A 13604-nucleotide genomic window follows, 5' to 3' on the forward strand; every position below is an offset into this window, starting at 1 on the left:
CATGCCGAGTTTATCAAGGACAGCAAAGCGACCCTTGAAGCACGCAACTTCTACTTCAACCGTGATTTCCGTCAAGACGGTGCGTCCCAAGCCAAGCGTGAAGAATGGGCCCAAGGCTTTATTCTGCGTGCAGACTCCGGCTACACCGAAGGCACTTTCGGTTTCGGTCTGGATGCCATTGGCATGCTCGGCTTTAAGTTGGATTCCGGTGATGGCACCGCTAACACCGATTTGCTGGTTCCGGATCGCTCCGGCGGTTCACAGGATTACTCCTCTGATCTGGCCGTAGCGGCAAAAGCCAAAGTGTCCAAGACCACCTTGCGCGTCGGCAGCATGCAGTTCAAGAACATGGCCATTGCCTCCAGCGATAGCCGCCTGACCCCGCAGGTTTTCAAGGGCGGCCAGCTGATTTCTCAGGAAATCGACGGGCTGACCCTCGACGGCGGCTATGTGCGGGAAGTGAACAACCGTAACTCAGGTGACTTCGAAGACCTGTCCATGACCACCGGCGGCCGTCGTGGGATTAGTGTAACGGGCGATAGCACCACTGACGCGTTCACCTTCCTCGGTGGCACCTACAAGCTCACTCAGAACCTGACGGGTGCGTATTACTATTCCAACCTGGAGGATTTGTATAAGCAGAACTCCTTCAACCTGGTGCACGTCTTGCCGCTGGCGGACAAGCAGAGCCTGAAGACCGATCTGCGCTATGCCCGCTCCACCGATGACGGGCGCAGCAACGTCGACAACAAGGCGTTGGGTGCCATGCTGACCTACGGCATCGAAGGTCACAGCTTCGGCCTGGGCTACCAGAAGATGAGTGGCGATACGGGCTTTGCTTACTTGGCAACCAGCACGGATCCGTTTCTGGTCAACTATGTGCAGATCAGTGACTTCGCCAACAAGGACGAGCAGTCCTGGCAGGCGCGTTATGACTTCAACTTCGCCAGCATCGGCATCCCTGGCCTGACCTTTATGACCCGTTACCTGACCGGTGACAATGTTGACCGCGGCGCCACTGCCTCCGAAGGGAAAGAGTGGGAGCGCAATACTGAGCTGATGTATGTGTTCCAGGAAGGCGCGCTGAAGAACCTCGGCGTGCGCTGGCGCAATGCGACTGTGCGCTCGAACTTTACTAACGACATCGACGAAAACCGCCTGATCGTCAGCTACACCCTGCCGCTGCTCTGATTGTGGCGGTTTCAGGCTGAGCTGTTGCATCCAGCCTGGCCTGAACAGCAACCAAAACCCGGACTCTGTTCCGGGTTTTTTATCGTCTGCGATTTACCCCTGTGCTGTGTGGCAGGCAGGGCTTGTTATTCAATATATAAAATAATATATTGTTTTTATCTTAACTGAGCCGCTCGCCATGACCCCTGAACATCCGCCACTGGATATCCAGCAACTGCGTGCCAATGCCGATGCGGCGGGGCAGCTGCTCAAGGCCCTGAGCAACCCGGACCGTCTGCTGCTGCTGTGTCAGCTGTCCCAGGGCGAACGCAATGTCAGCGAACTGGAGACGCTGCTGGGTATTCAGCAGCCGACCCTGTCGCAGCAACTGGCGGTGCTGCGGCGTGAGGGCTTGGTGGAAACCCGCCGTGACGGCAAGCAGATCTATTACTGCATCAGCAGTCCGGCCGCCCTGGCGGTGATCAACACCCTGTATCAGCTGTTTTGCGCCGGTGAGCCTCGATGAGCATCGACTGGTACCACTTTACGCCCTGGAGCGCCCTGGCCGGTGGTGCGCTGATCGGCCTGGCCGCCAGCCTGTTCGTCGTGCTGAATGGCCGGGTGGCCGGCATCAGCGGCCTGCTCGGCAGCTTGCTGGCGCGTAGTGAAGGGTGGGGCGAGAAGGGCCTGTTTCTGCTGGGTATGCTGCTCGCGCCGCTGCTCTGGCAGTTGTTTGCCCGCCTGCCCGAGATTGAGATTCACAGCAGCGGGCTGGCATTAATGGTGGCCGGCCTGCTGGTCGGTGTCGGTACCCGCTATGGCGCCGGTTGCACCAGCGGACATGGTGTCTGCGGTTTATCGAGGCTGTCGCCGCGTTCCCTGGCGGCAACCCTGACGTTTATGGCTGCCGGGTTTGCCACGGTGTTTGCCCTGCGTCATCTGTTGGGGGGCTGAATATGCGCAAACTGTTGGCGTTTCTCGCCGGTGTGATTTTCGGCCTCGGCCTGTTGACCGCCGGTATGGCCAATCCGGCCAAGGTACTGGGCTTCCTCGACCTGGCCGGCGCCTGGGACCCATCGCTGGCCCTGGTGATGGCGGCGGCGATTGGTGTGGCGTTGTTGCCCTTCAGCTGGGCGCGTTCGCAGCGCAGCAGCCTGCTCGGCGCGCCGATGCAGTTGCCGGGCACGCGTGCGCTGGATCGCCGGTTGATCGGCGGCAGCCTGCTGTTCGGTATTGGCTGGGGGATTGCCGGCCTCTGCCCGGGGCCGGCCGTGGCGCTGCTGCTCACCGGGCGCTGGCAGGTGCTGCTGTTTGTGGCGGCCATGCTGGTGGGCATGCTGGTATTTACGCTGCTGGAGCGTCGTGTGGCTGGGCGGCGGCCAGCACTATGAGCCTTGCGTCCATAGCGTCTGGAGGTGCTTTACCAGCCCGCATCCAGGCGTTTTTCGACCCCGCCAGCTCGACCTACAGTTATGTGGTCAGCGACCCGGCGACCGCGCAGTGCGCCATTATCGATTCGGTGTTGGACTACGACCCGGCTGCCGGGCGCACCGCGACGGCCAGTGCCGATCGGTTGATCGCCTACGTGCGCGAGCAGCGCCTGAGCGTGCAATGGCTACTGGAAACCCATGTGCATGCCGATCATCTGTCCGCCGCGCCCTATCTCAAGGCTGCCCTGGGTGGGCAGTTGGCCATCGGTGAGCAGATCCGCGTGGTGCAGAACACCTTCGGCAAGCTGTTCAATGCCGGCAGCGAGTTCGCCGTCGATGGTCGCCAGTTCGACCAGCTATTCAGCGATCAGCAGGCGTTCCAGATCGGTTCGCTCAACGCCCGCGCCCTGCATACGCCAGGGCATACCCCGGCCTGCATGACCTACCTGATCGGCAATGCGGCGTTTGTCGGCGACACCCTGTTTATGCCCGATTACGGCACCGCGCGCTGCGACTTCCCCGGCGGCGATGCGCGCAGCCTGTATCGCTCGATTGCCCGGCTGTTTGCCCTGCCAGACAGCACCCAGCTGTTTATGTGCCACGATTACCTGGCGCCGGGGCGCGAGCAGCATCGCTACCAGACCACGGTGGCCGAGCAGCGCGCGCACAACGTGCATGTGCACCAGGGCATCGACGAAGAGGCCTTTGTCGCCATGCGTCAGGCTCGCGATGCCAGCCTGGGCATGCCGGCGCTGATGCTGCCGGCGGTGCAAGTGAATATGCGCGCCGGCCATTTGCCGCCTGCCGAAGACAATGGCGTGCGTTACCTCAAGGTGCCGTTGAATGTTCTCTAGATGGCCGCTGCTGAATACCTTGCGCAGTTACGACCGCGACCAGGCCGGCCGCGATCTGCTCGCCGCCTGCCTGGTCTGCCTGCTGCTGGTGCCGCAGGCGCTGGCCTATGCGCAGCTGGCCGGGTTGCCAGCGGTGGTGGGGTTGTACGCGAGTATTCTGCCGCTGGTGGCGTATGCCTTGATCGGTGCCAGCCCCGGCGTGGCGTTGTCGTTCGGCCCGGTGGCAGTGCTGTCATTGATGACCGCAGCGGCCTTGGCGCCAGTGGCGGTCGTGGGTAGCGCAGCGTATCTGGTAGCGGCCACCACCCTGACTCTGCTGGTCGGCGTGCTGATTGCCCTGGTGGGCTTTGTCGAGTCGGTGTCCATTGCCCAGAGCCTGGCCATGCGCAAGCGTCAGTCGATCAAACCGGATCTGGAGTTGCTCGGCCAGGGCGCGGCCAATATCGCCGCCGCCTGCAGTGGCGGCATGCCGGTGGCGGCGAGTTTTTCCCGCTCGGCGCTGGCGGTGCAAGGCAGTGTCGCCACGCCGTTGGCCGGGGTATTGGCCGCTTGCCTGATGCTGGCAGCGGTGCTGATGCTGGCGCCGTTGCTGCAACACCTGCCGCAGGCGGTATTGGCCGCGAGCATTATCGTCGCCGTAATGGGGCTGATCGACTTATCCAGCCTGCGCCGCACCTGGCGCTATTCCCGCGAGGAAGGCGCGGCACAACTGGCGACGGTGCTCGGCGTGCTGTTGTATGGCGTCGAGGCCGGCATTCTGCTCGGTGTCGGCCTGTCGTTGCTGCTGTTTCTCTGGCGCACCAGCCGGCCGCATATGGCAGTGGTCGGCCAGGTACCGGGCAGCGAGCATTTTCGCAATGTCGAACGCTACCAGGTGGTGGAAAGCCCCAGCGTGCTGTCGCTGCGCGTGGATGAAAGCCTGTACTTTCCCAATGTGCGATATCTGGAAGAACGCATCGCTGCGCTGATCGCCCAGCGCCCCGGGGTACGTCATCTGGTGCTGATGTGTTCCGGGGTCAATCAGATTGATGCCAGCGCCGTGGATACCCTGGAGGCGATCAGCGAGCGCCTACACAGCGCTGGCGTACAGTTGCACCTGGCCGAAGTGAAGGGGCCCGTGATGGATCGGCTGCGGCGTTCGGAGTTTATCCAGCGTTTTGCCGGGCAGGTGTTTATCAGTCAGTACCAGGCCTTGCAGGCGCTTGATCCGGCAAGCGTTGCCCGCGCAGCGAGGCCTCTTTAATAAGGGGCTGTGCAATGACGGGCGGTACGCGGCACCGCCCGTCATAGGCTTCAGCGCTGTTGCGGCGCGGGTTGCTGCTGGGTGATGCAGTGGATATTACCGCCACCCAGGAGAATCTCGCGGCCCGGCACCATCACCACGCGATGCTCGGGGAACAGGCGCCGTAGAATCGCCTCGGCCTCGGCGTCCTTGGGGTCGTCGAATGTGGGCGCGATGATGCCGCCGTTGACGATCAGGAAGTTGACGTAGGAGCCGGCCAGGCGGATCGACGGATCACGCTCCTGGGAGCCAGCCGCCAGGTCGACGCCGGCGCATTCTTCATCGCTGGCATACAGCGGGCCGGGAATCGGCATCTTGTGCACGATCAGTTGACGGCCCTTGGCATCGCGGGCGCTTTCCAGCACGCGCATGGCGGCCTGGCAACGCGGATAGTTGGGGTCGCTGGCGTCATCGGTCCAGGCCAGCAGCACTTCACCGGGGCGCACGTAGCAGCAGAAGTTGTCGACGTGGCCGTCAGTTTCGTCGTTGAACAGGCCGTCCGGCAGCCAGATCACCGTGTCGATGGCCAGATGCTCGGCCAGGTACTGCTCGATCTGCGCGCGGTTCAGGTGCGGGTTGCGGTTGGGGTTAAGCAGGCATTCCTCGGTGGTGATCAGGGTGCCTTCGCCATCGACATGGATCGAGCCGCCTTCGAGGATCAGCTCAGCGGTGCGGTAACGCGCGCAGCCTTCAAGCTGCAGAATCTTGCGCGCCACCTGATCGTCACGCACCCAGTTGGCATACAGGCCGCCATTCAGGCCGCCCCAGGCGTTGAAGGCCCAGTCCACGCCGCGCACTTCGCCACTGTTATTGGTGACGAAGGTCGGCCCGGTGTCGCGTACCCAGGCGTCGTCGGTGCTGATCTCCACCACGCGGATATTGCCGTGGGCCAGGCGCTCGCAGGCGTTCTCGTACTGGCCGGCGGACACGCACACGGTCACCGGCTCGAATTCGGCGATGGCCCTGGCCACGGCGGTAAACGCGGCTTGCGCGGGCTTGCCGCCCAGGCGCCAGTTGTCCGGGCGCTCGGGCCAGACCATCCAGGTTTGGCTGTGGCTTTCCCACTCGGCGGGCATGCGAAAGCCGTCGGCGCGTGGGGTAGTCGTCAGGGTTGTCATAAATTCACCAAAGCATTGAGCGGGAACGGATGGGCTGAGCGTACGCTAGCCGTCGCGGGTAATCATGGGTATCGACGCTGCGCATCTCAACCCATCCTACGAGGTGCTGTTACTCCGAGGCCAGCTGGCCGTCGAGGGTTTTTAGCGGGCCGTAGAGGTTCGGCCGGCGGTCACGAAAGCTGCCCCAGGCGCTGCGGATATGCTCCAGCTGGTCCAGATCGAAGCTGTGCATCAGCACTGCCTCGTCGGTCTGGTTGGCTTCCTGCACCTTGGCACCGAACGGGTCGGCAATAAACGACGAGCCATAGAAGTTGATGTGGTAGTCGCCCTGGTCTTCGCGGCCGATGCGGTTGCTGGCGATCAGCGGCATCAGGTTGGCGCCGGCGTGGCCCTGTTGCACGCGCTGCCAATGGTCGCGCGAGCTGATGCTCGGGTCATGCGGCTCGCTGCCGATGGCGGTCGGGTAGAACAGAAGCTCGGCACCGAGCAGCGCCATGCTGCGCGCGCACTCGGGGAACCACTGATCCCAGCAGATGCCCACGCCGATCTTGGCGTAGCGGGTGTTCCACACCTTGAAGCCGCTGTCGCCGGGGTTGAAGTAGTACTTCTCGTGATAACCCGGGCCGTCCGGGATATGGCTTTTCCGATAAATCCCGAGGTTGCTGCCGTCGGCGTCGATGATCGCGATGCTGTTGAAGCGCGCGCGGCCGGCCAGTTCGTAGAAGCTGATCGGCAATACCACTTGCAGCTCCTTGGCGATGTTCTGGAAGTGCAGGATCGCCGGGTTGCTCTCGGCTGGGGTGGCCAGCTGCAGGTAGTCCGGGTTGGGCTTCTGGCAGAAGTACGGGGCCTCGAACAGCTCTTGCAGCAGGATGATCTGTGCGCCTTGGGCCGCGGCCTGACGCACCAGGCGCTCGGCGTTGGCGAGATTCGCGGCAGTGTCCCAGGAGCAGGCCATCTGGGTAGCGGCGACGGTAACGATACGGGGCATGGTTTGGCACCTCAAGAGCAGTTGGGGCGGTCATCTGGCACCGGCAGACGGTTGTGGCTGGCTTTGGCGTACCGGTGAGATATGGCAGTGGATGGCCTATTTATATCCGATAAAAATCGGCTTTAAAAGTAAAATATACGGCTGCTGTCGGGTTTTAATCGATAAATTGCGAATAAAAATCGGCTTATCAAGCTGCGCTGAAGCTCGAGGCTGATCAAAGACAAGGCGAAACGCCGCCGCGCAGGCTGAAGTGCTGCGGGCGTGAGCGGGCTGTGCAGGGAGTTAAGGCGAGGGGTCAGGCGCTGTAGCGTTTGTGCAGCTCGAATTGTTCGTGGCCGTCGTCCCAGCCGGCTTCCCAGGCGGCGATCAGCACATCGGCGGTGAGTGTACGCGGGGTATTGGTTTGCCCGGTCAGTCCGGCCATATAGCCCTGTTGGTAAGCCTTGTTGAGGCTTTCCAGACTCCAGTGCTGATCATCTTCCGTGTTGAGGTCGGCGCAGGCCATGGCGGCAGCTCGCAGTGGATTTACCCGTGCAATGCTAGCCGCATCGCCTGGAGCGGACTGCGCCGCCGATCATGCTTTTGCCACCGCTGGCAGGTTATGTGATGCAGTTGGCGAAATGCCGGCTGCGCGCGAGCCGGCATTCGCCTGAGTTATACCGCCAGGGCCAGGATGCTGGCCTGATAGGCCGCGGCAAAGCTGTCGAAGTCGCCTTCTTCCTGGGCTTCCAGTTCGGCCTGGTCGTGCAGCGACTGCGCTGTGCTGGCCTCGAAGGCCGCCTGTTGCTCGGCGCTCAGCGGCTGGCTGCGGAAATACGCGGCGTGCAACTTGCTCTGGCGCAGGGCGAACTCGGTAAAGCTGACGCCCTGTTGCAGTTGCGCCAGCACCTGGGCGGACGGGGTCTGGCTGGCATCGGCGACTTTGGCCTGCTGCGCCTGCAGGGCCAGACTATGGGCGTTGTCGCCCTGGTTCTGGTCGAGCAGTTCGGCCAGTGGACGGATTTGCTCAAGTAACTCATTGGCCCAGGTTTGCAGCGCCACCGGCTGGCCATGGCGTTGCAGCTGTAAGCCCGGCTGACGGCCTTGCTTGACCACGGTCAGGAAGTTATCGGTGCAGGCATGGCACTCGCGGCTTTCCAGCAGCGGGCTGTCGGCCAGCGCGCAGAACAGCAGGAAGGCGTCGAGGAAGCGCGATTCGCTGAGATCGATGCCCAGCGGCAGGAAGGGGTTGATGTCCAGGCAGCGCACTTCGACGTACTGCACGCCACGGGCCATCAGCGCCTGGATCGGCCGTTCGCCGCTGTAAGTCACGCGCTTGGGGCGGATGTTGGAGTAGTACTCGTTTTCGATCTGCAGGATGTTGGTGTTCAGCTGCAGCCACTCACCATCTTTCTTTGCGCCGATCTCCACATAGGGCGGGTAGGGCGTGCCGACGGCCTGGCGCAGGCTGTCGGTGTAGCTGACCAGGTCGTTGTAGCAGGGCGTCAGGCCCGCTTGCGCGGTGCTCTGGTAGCCCAGGTCACTCATGCGCAGGCTGGTGGCATAAGGCAGGTAGAGGGTTTCGCCATCCAGCTCCTGCAACTGGTGCGGGCGGCCGCGCATAAAGCCCTTGTGCAGCGCCGGCGAGGCGCCGAACAGGTACATCAGCAGCCAGCTGTAACGGCGGAAGTTGCGGATCAGCGCGATATAGCGCGCCGACTGGTAATCCCGTGCGCTGCGCGTGTCGCCTTCGGCCTGCTGTTGCAGTTGCCACAGCGCTTCGGGCAGGGAGAAGTTGTAATGAATACCGGCGATGCACTGCATGGTCTTGCCGTAACGCAGGGCCAGGCCCTTGCGGTAGACGTACTTGAGTTCACCGATATGCGAGCTGCCGTAGCGGGCGATCGGAATCGTCTCTTCGTCCGGCAGGGCGCAGGGCATCGACGGGCTCCACAGGTATTCGCCGTCCAGCTTGCTGTAGGCGAAGCGGTGGATCTGCTCCAGGTCGGCCAGGGTCGCGGCCGGGTCCGGTTCGGCCGGGGTGATAAATTCCAGCAGCGATTCGGAATAGTCGGTGGTGATCTGCGTGTGGGTCAGCGCCGAACCGAGAGCCGCCGGGTGCGGAGTCAGGGCCAGCTGGCCGTCGCCATCGACGCGCAGGCATTCGCGCTCGATACCGTGCAGGCACTGGGCAAGCAGGGAGAGGTTGGCGCGCTCGCCAAGCTGGGCCAGGCGGCGGGATAACAGGTCGCTCAAGATTGCATTCCTTCACGCATCGGTTGCCCCAATATGGGGACGCCTGGCGCGCTCTACAAGGGGGCGAGAAAACCGCTTTCAGCGGTCGATAGCGCTTTATAACCCGGCGCGGGTGAAGAAGGTTATAGCTGGACGCAGTGCATTTGCGTCAGGACGACGCGTTGCCGTGGATGGTGAGGGTCAGGGGCAAGTGATCGCTGATACCCAGCCAGTCTTGCCTCGTGCCAATTTCAAATTGGCAGTGTGGCAGCAGATTGCTGGCCACGAATGCGTAATCGATGTGGTAGGGCTTTGCAGTGTTGCGTTGCAAAAAGAAGGTCGGTTGTTGCTCGCTTCCCTGCAGCTCGCCGGTTTGCTGATGGTAGATGCTGTGCAGTTTTAGCTCGGTCAGTTCGCGCACCACGTCCGAGTGGCTCCACCATCTGTCGGGCTTATCCCAGATGGCATTGCTGTTTAAATCGCCCAAGATAATCACGTTGTTCTTGGCCAATTCGCTACGGTGAATTTGCAGGTATTTCCACAGTTGCCCGACATAGGCGAATGCTTGGGTGTCGTTACCTTTGGTCCATACGGCGAGTGCGGTCAGGTGTTCATTGATCGAAAACGGCAGGAAGTATTTCAGGTCACGACTGTGCCAGGTATGTGAGGGTGCGGCGCTGGCGAGCCCGCTGATGCTGTATGTGCCAGACCATGCGAGGGCATCAACCCGATGATTATTCTTCGGGAAAACGCCGATGCCTTTGTTTTTTGAATCACCGACCCACAGGTAATTTCCAGCCCATTGTCGATATGCCTCGGTAGACCGAGCCGGATCCTCGCACTCCTGAATGACCAGCACATCGGCCTCTAACGCATCGGCGTGGGCTAGTTTGTTGCGCAGTGCGCCGTTACAGTTCCAGGTCACGATTTTCATAGGGCACTCGAGAAGGTAACGACGAGGCGGGCGGTCTACTTCTTCGGCTGTAGGATGGGTTGAGCAACGCGATACCCATCCGGGCGGTGATGGCTATCGGTGCTGCGCCCCTCAACCCATCCTACGGATTGGCGGCGGCTACTTTTTTAGCTGCTTGGCATTGGCAAACAGCGCTGCCATGCCGCTATTGACCGGCGCGGGTTTGTCTTGGCTGGAATGACGCTCGCTGCGCGGCGCATTGCCGGCCGGCTTGCCGCCACGGGATTGTCCGCCGCGTGGGCCTTCGATCTTCTCGCCAGGCGTGTCGCCCATGCGCATCGACAGGGCGATACGGTTGCGCGGGATGTCCACTTCCATGACCTTGACCTTGACCACGTCGCCGGCCTTGACCGCTTCGTGTGGGTCTTTGATGAACTTCTCCGACAGCGCCGAGATATGCACCAGGCCGTCCAGGTGCACGCCGATATCGACGAAGGCGCCGAAGTTGGTCACGTTGGTCACCACGCCTTCGAGCATCATGCCCAGCTTGAGGTCGCTCAGGGTTTCCACGCCTTCCTGGAACTCGGCGGTCTTGAACTCCGGGCGCGGGTCGCGGCCGGGTTTTTCCAGCTCGCTCAAGATATCGCCGATGGTCACCAGGCCGAATTTATCGTCGGTGAACTGCTTGGGATCGAGGCGCTTGAGGAAGGCGGCATCGCCGATCAGCGAGCGGATATCGCGGCCGGTGTCGGCGGCGATGCGCTGCACCAGCGGGTAGGTCTCCGGGTGCACGGCGGAGGCGTCCAGCGGGTTGCTGCCGTTCATTACCCGCAGGAAGCCGGCGGCCTGTTCGAAGGTCTTGTCGCCCAGGCGCGGCACCTTGAGCAGCTCGGCGCGGCTGTTGAATGCGCCGTTGGCGTCGCGGTAGGCGACGATATTCTGCGCCAGGGTGGTGTTCAGCCCGGAGATGCGTGCCAGCAGCGCGGCGGAGGCGGTGTTTACATCGACGCCGACGGCGTTTACGCAGTCTTCGACCACCGCATCCAGCGAGCGCGCCAGCTTGAGCTGCGACACGTCATGCTGGTACTGGCCGACGCCGATGGATTTCGGGTCGATCTTCACCAGCTCGGCCAGCGGGTCCTGCAGACGGCGGGCGATGGACACCGCGCCGCGTAGCGACACGTCCATATCCGGGAATTCCTTGGCCGCCAGTTCCGAGGCGGAGTACACCGAGGCGCCGGCCTCAGACACCATGACTTTGGTCAGCTTCAGGCCGGGCAGCTGCTTGATCAGGTCGGCCGCCAGCTTGTCGGTCTCGCGGCTGGCGGTGCCGTTGCCGATGGAGATCAGGTCGACCGCGTGCTTGGCGCACAGCTTGGCGAGGGTCGCCAGGGTGCCGTCCCAGTCATTGCGCGGCGCATGCGGGTAAACCGTGGCGGTTTCCAGCACCTTGCCGGTGGCATCGACCACCGCCACTTTGCAGCCGGTGCGCAGGCCCGGATCGAGTGCCAGGGTGGCGCGCGGGCCGGCCGGGGCGGCCAGCAGCAGGTCGTGCAGGTTGCGGGCGAACACGTTGATCGCTTCGTTCTCCGCGGCTTCACGCAGCTCGCCGAACAGGTCGGTTTCCAGGTGGGTGTAGAGCTTGACCTTCCAGGTCCAGCGCACCACTTCGCCCAGCCACTTGTCCGCGGCGCGGCCACGGGCGCTGATGCCGAAACGCTCGGCGATCATGCCTTCGCAGGGGTGCATGGCGCCCGGCAGCTCGTCGCCGACTTTCAGGCTGGCGCTCAAAACGCCTTCATTGCGGCCACGGAAAATTGCCAAGGCGCGGTGCGAGGGCGCGCCCTTGAGCTTCTCGTCGTGCTCGAAGTAATCGCGGAACTTGGCCCCTTCGTGCTCTTTGCCGGCGACTACGCGAGCGCTGAGGATGGCGTTGTCCTTGAGGAAGCCGCGCAGGCTGGCCAGGAGGTTGGCGTCTTCGGCGAAGCGCTCCATCAGGATGTATTTGGCGCCTTCGAGCACGGCCTTGACGTCGGCAAAGCCTTTTTCGGCGTCGATAAAACGCTCGGCTTCGGCTTCCGGGGTCAGGTTCGGATCGTTAAACAGCGCGTCGGCCAGCTCACCGAGGCCCGCTTCCAGGGCGATCTGGCCCTTGGTGCGGCGCTTCTGTTTAAACGGCAGGTAGAGGTCTTCCAGGCGGGTCTTGGTTTCGGCCAGGTTGATTTCACGGGTCAGTTCCGCAGTCAGCTTGCCCTGTTCCTCGATGCTGGCGAGGATGCTGGTGCGGCGCTCGTCGAGTTCGCGCAGGTAGCGCAGGCGCTCTTCCAGGTTGCGCAACTGGGTGTCGTCGAGGCTGCCGGTGACCTCTTTGCGGTAGCGCGCGATAAACGGCACGGTGGCGCCTTCGTCGAGCAGCGCCACGGCGGCGGCGACCTGTTGCGGGCGTACGCCCAGTTCTTCGGCGATGCGGTTGTTGATGCTGAGCATATAAAGCTACCCACAAGGCGATCATGCCAACGGCATGGCGCGCGAAAATTCAGTTGAGTCGGCGTGGCCTGCCCTCATCCGGCGCTTCGCGCCACCTTCTCCCTGGGGGAGAAGGGCAGATTGAGGTTGTCGCTGCGCGACTGCCACGTCGATACGGCCGCGCATTATAAACACTGCCCGGTAGCGCGCCGGGAACCAGTCGGGGAAAAATCTGCTAACAATGGGCTGCACGTCGGCTGCGGCAGCTGAGCCATAATGCCGGTCGTTGCACCCTGCCAGCGCGCCCGCGCCCGGCGGATGCCCGGACAAGGAGCCCTGAATGAGCAGCACTGCACTTCCCGTTGAAGGCGAAAAAATCCTCATCGTCGATGACGACGCCCGTCTGCGTCGCCTGCTTGAACGCTTCTTCGACGAGCAGGGCTACCGCGTGCGCGCGGTGGAAAACGTCGAGCAGATGGACCGCCTGCTGGCCCGCGAGTTGTTCAACCTGGTGGTGCTCGACCTGATGCTGCCGGGCGAGGATGGCCTGTCGGCCTGCCGCCGCCTGCGTGAGGCAAACAATCAGGTGCCGATCATCATGCTCACCGCCAAGGGCGACGAGGCCAGCCGTATTCAGGGCCTGGAGCTGGGCGCCGACGATTACCTGGCCAAGCCGTTCAACCCGCGCGAGCTGTTGGCGCGGATCAAGGCCGTGCTGCGCCGCCAGGCCCCGGTGGTGCCGGGCGCGCCGGGTAGCGAAGATGAGAGCGTGAGTTTCGGCGAGTACGAACTGTCCCTGGCCACCCGTGAGCTCAAGAAGGGTGACGAGGTGCATATGCTCACCACCGGCGAGTTCGCCGTGCTCAAGGCGCTGGTGCAGCACGCCCGCGAGCCGCTGACCCGCGACAAGCTGATGAACCTGGCGCGGGGCCGCGAATGGGACGCCCTGGAGCGCTCCATCGACGTGCAGATCTCGCGCCTGCGCCGACTGATCGAGCCGGACCCGTCCAAACCGCGCTATATCCAGACGGTCTGGGGCGTGGGTTATGTGTTTGTGCCGGACGGTAATAAATAGAACAGCCGTAGGGGGATGACGCTTTACTCATCCACCACCATTTCACCGCGGTGGATCGATGAGGCGCGATCCACCCTACGACCACGTCGAG

13 protein-coding genes are annotated in these 13604 nt (G+C 62.9%); 7 read left to right on the top strand and 6 right to left on the bottom strand.

All coding sequences use genetic code 11. The features are described 5' to 3' along the window. From WA145_RS01135 to WA145_RS01160, 6 genes are all read left to right on the top strand, one after another. Nucleotides 1-1191: OprD family porin (locus WA145_RS01135; RefSeq protein ID WP_422579797.1), on the top strand; the 1191-nt coding region annotated here is incomplete at its 5' end. 178 nt (nucleotides 1192-1369) lie between these two features. Continuing rightward, nucleotides 1370-1696, top strand: coding sequence for an ArsR/SmtB family transcription factor (locus tag WA145_RS01140; protein WP_422579798.1), 327 nt, complete (start codon nucleotides 1370-1372; stop codon nucleotides 1694-1696). Next, a complete protein-coding gene (locus tag WA145_RS01145) occupies nucleotides 1693-2124 on the top strand; it encodes a YeeE/YedE family protein (RefSeq protein ID WP_422579799.1) in 432 nt (143 codons plus the stop codon). Before WA145_RS01140 ends, WA145_RS01145 begins: the two co-directional genes overlap by 4 nt. Nucleotides 2125-2126: 2 nt before the next feature. Beyond that, a complete protein-coding gene (locus tag WA145_RS01150; RefSeq protein ID WP_422579800.1) occupies nucleotides 2127-2561 on the top strand; it encodes a DUF6691 family protein in 435 nt (144 codons plus the stop codon). Continuing rightward, the gene (locus tag WA145_RS01155; RefSeq protein WP_422579801.1) at nucleotides 2558-3454 is read left to right on the top strand and encodes an MBL fold metallo-hydrolase; all 897 of its coding nucleotides are present in this window, start codon (nucleotides 2558-2560) and stop codon (nucleotides 3452-3454) included. The genes WA145_RS01150 and WA145_RS01155 overlap by 4 nt, the downstream gene beginning before the upstream one ends. After that, a complete protein-coding gene (locus WA145_RS01160) occupies nucleotides 3444-4697 on the top strand; it encodes a SulP family inorganic anion transporter (protein WP_422579802.1) in 1254 nt (417 codons plus the stop codon). The genes WA145_RS01155 and WA145_RS01160 overlap by 11 nt, the downstream gene beginning before the upstream one ends. A 50-nt stretch (nucleotides 4698-4747) precedes the next feature. Here WA145_RS01160 and aguA read toward each other — a convergent pair whose 3' ends face one another. From aguA to WA145_RS01190, 6 genes are all read right to left on the bottom strand, one after another. Further along, the gene (gene aguA / locus WA145_RS01165; RefSeq protein WP_422579803.1) at nucleotides 4748-5854 is read right to left on the bottom strand and encodes an agmatine deiminase; all 1107 of its coding nucleotides are present in this window, start codon (nucleotides 5852-5854) and stop codon (nucleotides 4748-4750) included. 109 nt (nucleotides 5855-5963) lie between these two features. Beyond that, nucleotides 5964-6845 (bottom strand): N-carbamoylputrescine amidase, encoded by an 882-nt coding sequence (aguB, locus tag WA145_RS01170; RefSeq protein ID WP_422579804.1) that lies wholly within the window; start codon nucleotides 6843-6845, stop codon nucleotides 5964-5966. Between the two features lie 295 nt (nucleotides 6846-7140). Continuing rightward, nucleotides 7141-7350: a ribosome modulation factor gene (rmf, locus tag WA145_RS01175; RefSeq protein ID WP_422579805.1), complete on the bottom strand. Its 210-nt coding sequence runs from the start codon at nucleotides 7348-7350 to the stop codon at nucleotides 7141-7143. A gap of 149 nt (nucleotides 7351-7499) precedes the next feature. Beyond that, on the bottom strand, nucleotides 7500-9080 hold the full coding sequence (gene gshA / locus WA145_RS01180; RefSeq protein ID WP_422579806.1) for a glutamate--cysteine ligase: 1581 nt from the start codon (nucleotides 9078-9080) through the stop codon (nucleotides 7500-7502). A gap of 148 nt (nucleotides 9081-9228) precedes the next feature. Then, nucleotides 9229-9993 (bottom strand): endonuclease/exonuclease/phosphatase family protein, encoded by a 765-nt coding sequence (locus WA145_RS01185; RefSeq protein ID WP_422579807.1) that lies wholly within the window; start codon nucleotides 9991-9993, stop codon nucleotides 9229-9231. Nucleotides 9994-10131: 138 nt separating this feature from the next. Beyond that, nucleotides 10132-12459, bottom strand: coding sequence for a Tex family protein (locus WA145_RS01190; RefSeq protein WP_422579808.1), 2328 nt, complete (start codon nucleotides 12457-12459; stop codon nucleotides 10132-10134). A 319-nt stretch (nucleotides 12460-12778) separates the two neighbouring features. Between WA145_RS01190 and ompR the strand changes: the two genes are divergently transcribed. After that, nucleotides 12779-13513: a two-component system response regulator OmpR gene (gene ompR, locus WA145_RS01195; protein ID WP_108489613.1), complete on the top strand. Its 735-nt coding sequence runs from the start codon at nucleotides 12779-12781 to the stop codon at nucleotides 13511-13513. The last annotated feature ends 91 nt before the right edge of the window (nucleotides 13514-13604 follow it).

This window comes from Pseudomonas sp. (assembly GCF_049301935.1).
Taxonomy (GTDB): domain Bacteria; phylum Pseudomonadota; class Gammaproteobacteria; order Pseudomonadales; family Pseudomonadaceae; genus Aquipseudomonas.

Bases quoted from the DNA above. Each gene is read 5' to 3' on its own strand.
- WA145_RS01140 (WP_422579798.1), top strand. From the start codon at position 1,370: ATGACCCCTGAACATCCGCCACTGGATATCCAGCAACTGCGTGCCAAT.
- WA145_RS01145 (WP_422579799.1), top strand. From the start codon at position 1,693: ATGAGCATCGACTGGTACCACTTTACGCCCTGGAGCGCCCTGGCCGGT.
- WA145_RS01150 (WP_422579800.1), top strand. From the start codon at position 2,127: ATGCGCAAACTGTTGGCGTTTCTCGCCGGTGTGATTTTCGGCCTCGGC.
- WA145_RS01155 (WP_422579801.1), top strand. From the start codon at position 2,558: ATGAGCCTTGCGTCCATAGCGTCTGGAGGTGCTTTACCAGCCCGCATC.
- WA145_RS01160 (WP_422579802.1), top strand. From the start codon at position 3,444: ATGTTCTCTAGATGGCCGCTGCTGAATACCTTGCGCAGTTACGACCGC.
- aguA (WP_422579803.1), bottom strand. From the start codon at position 5,854: ATGACAACCCTGACGACTACCCCACGCGCCGACGGCTTTCGCATGCCC.
- aguB (WP_422579804.1), bottom strand. From the start codon at position 6,845: ATGCCCCGTATCGTTACCGTCGCCGCTACCCAGATGGCCTGCTCCTGG.
- rmf (WP_422579805.1), bottom strand. From the start codon at position 7,350: ATGGCCTGCGCCGACCTCAACACGGAAGATGATCAGCACTGGAGTCTG.
- WA145_RS01185 (WP_422579807.1), bottom strand. From the start codon at position 9,993: ATGAAAATCGTGACCTGGAACTGTAACGGCGCACTGCGCAACAAACTA.
- WA145_RS01190 (WP_422579808.1), bottom strand. From the start codon at position 12,459: ATGCTCAGCATCAACAACCGCATCGCCGAAGAACTGGGCGTACGCCCG.
- ompR (WP_108489613.1), top strand. From the start codon at position 12,779: ATGAGCAGCACTGCACTTCCCGTTGAAGGCGAAAAAATCCTCATCGTC.